The sequence below is a fragment of the Rhizobium herbae genome (genome assembly GCF_017873135.1).
Classification (GTDB): domain Bacteria; phylum Pseudomonadota; class Alphaproteobacteria; order Rhizobiales; family Rhizobiaceae; genus Pararhizobium; species Pararhizobium herbae.
In genome coordinates this window covers 1-2,159 of record NZ_JAGGJV010000023.1, presented here as the reverse complement: position 1 = coordinate 2,159, position 2,159 = coordinate 1, and the positions used below count along the sequence as shown (strand labels likewise).

Annotated in this window: 2 protein-coding genes; both read right to left on the bottom strand. The window is 56.0% G+C overall.

Annotation, left to right across the window (positions count from 1 at the left end; genetic code table 11):
- Positions 1–90 precede the first annotated feature (90 nt).
- A complete protein-coding gene (locus tag J2Z75_RS29105) occupies positions 91–1,020 on the bottom strand; it encodes a tyrosine-type recombinase/integrase (protein WP_209857444.1) in 930 nt (309 codons plus the stop codon).
- A 162-nt stretch (positions 1,021–1,182) separates the two neighbouring features.
- On the bottom strand, positions 1,183–2,159 hold a 977-nt coding region (locus J2Z75_RS29100), incomplete at its 5' end, for a porin (RefSeq protein ID WP_209857442.1).

Here is a 2,159-nt window from a genome sequence, read left to right as displayed (position 1 = left end):
CAGTCAGAAATACCTCACCAAGCGCTATTGGCCTCCCCTTCACAACCCCGACCAGTTTCGGGAAGGCCAACAGCTAATCAGCTTCTGTGGCTATTTGTGCCTCTCCAGTATCGGAACGCAGACGTCGAGATCGTGGGAAGCCAGGTGCGCGTATCGCATTGTCATCTGGAGGGTTTGATGACCAAGCCACATCTGGACACGGCGGATGTCGATGCCGCCCCTGACGAGCCTCGAAGCGCATGTGTGTCGAAGCACGTGTGGAACAACGTCGCTGTCGGTTGCCAACCCAATTTCCAATTTGGCTTGGTTCCAGACGGCACGGAATTGCTGCTGATCGATACTGACGAATGGACCGATCTGCTCTGGTCGTCGAGCAACCGCAGTCACGGCACGAGAAGTTAGCGGGACCGACCGGCTCTTTCCTGATTTGGTCACCCAGAATGTTACGCGGTCGTCGTTGATATCGTTCCACCGCAGACTGATAGCTTCACCGAGTCGGGCGCCCGTATCAACCAAGAAGATACAAAACCGATGGTAGAGTTCCGAATGCTGCTCGATCGCCGCAAAAAGCCGATCTTCCTCGTCATATTCGAGGAAGCGTATACGACCGGACTTCTCCTTCTGCCGCCGGAACTCGGGTAAACTGTGCACGTCACCCATCTTGAACGCCTTCCGCAACAGTTTGCTGAGTGCGGCCATCTTTCGATTGATGGTCGCATTACTGTTGCCGCGTTTTCTTAAGGAGGCGATCAGGCTGTCTAGCATTTCGTCGGTGAATACCGAGAACTCAGGCGCAACCAGCAGTGTATGGAGCTCGTGTATGAAGGCCGTCACATTGTATTTATGAGACCCTGGCTCCCAGAGCAGATCCCCGTATCGCTCAAAAAGCGACTTCAGAGAAACGCTTTCGACTGATTTGGCGGAGCGGCCGACAGCGAATTGATAATGGAGGCTATAGGCTCCAATACCAGCGCTTTCAAAGTCGGCGGTGTCGCCTGCTTTGTCTCTCGCACGGCTCATGCGCACCTCTTCACCAGGTGCTGCAAGACTGCCTTGCTTCGCATTCAACGTCAATTTGCAAGCTGCGCTGATGTCTCAAACATCGGCAACCCTTAGAATGCAAGAGCCCGCAACCTCTAAAAAAAGGTTGCGGGCAATTGGTAATCCGATCAGACGATCAGATTAGAAGTCGCGCTGCAGGCGGAGAAAACCAGTGGTTTCGTCGCCGCCGACTGCGAACGCAGCAGAGTCGTCTACGTCCTGGTACTGAACAGTCGCGAGAGCCTTGAGGCCGTCCGTGATCTGGTAGCCAGCCGTCAGGCCAACACGCCAAGCGTCAACACCGTTGATGAAGGCGAAATCGCCGAAGTACTGAGCGGCCGGAGTGATCGTCAGCTTGTCGGTTGCCTTGAACTCATACGATGCTGCAACGGTCCATTCGGATTCGTTGTAGTAAGCGTTCGGGTCCGTTGCGTAGACACCAGCCAGGCTGAACGTGCCAGCGCCGAGCTCAGCAGACAGGATCGCACGGATCGCGCCTTCTTCGCGCTCGGTGTCATAACCGCCGAGCAGGGTAGCAGTGACGCCACCAACAGAACCGGAGATCATGGCAGCAACGCCAACGCCATTGTCATGAGCATTGAAGGAGTTCGGGAACTGCGGCAGCGGAGCATCACGAACCGGGCCGCTGACGCCTTCAATTTCGTCAACCGAAATGCCAGCCTTGAATGCGCCGCCATCGTAGGTGTACGAGATCGAGTTGAACAGGGTGTTGGTTGCAAGCGCGTCGGTTTCGCCGGCAATGCCGTCGTCCCACCAGCTGTAGTAGTAGCCGAACTTGAAGCCAGCGATCGCGAACGAAGCCGTGTCAAGGAATGTCGAGCCACCGTCGCCGGTGTTGTCTGCGTTGGTCTGCAGAACGATCGTGCTTTCGAGCGTGCCAAGTTCGGTGTCGTTCTTGGCGTCGAACTGCAGCTGGCCACGTGTGAACGTATCCCAGTCAGACGTACCCGAACGATCAGGACCGAAGTTGGTCTGGAAACGGACGAAGCCGCCGATCTTCAAGCAGGTTTCCGTGCCCGGGATGTAGAAGTAGCCAGTGCCGAAAGCGTCGCAAACGCGAACGTATTCCATTGGTTCCGGCTCAGCAGCTACGATTG

Bases quoted from the DNA above. Each gene is read 5' to 3' on its own strand.
- J2Z75_RS29105 (WP_209857444.1), bottom strand. From the start codon at position 1,020: ATGAGCCGTGCGAGAGACAAAGCAGGCGACACCGCCGACTTTGAAAGC.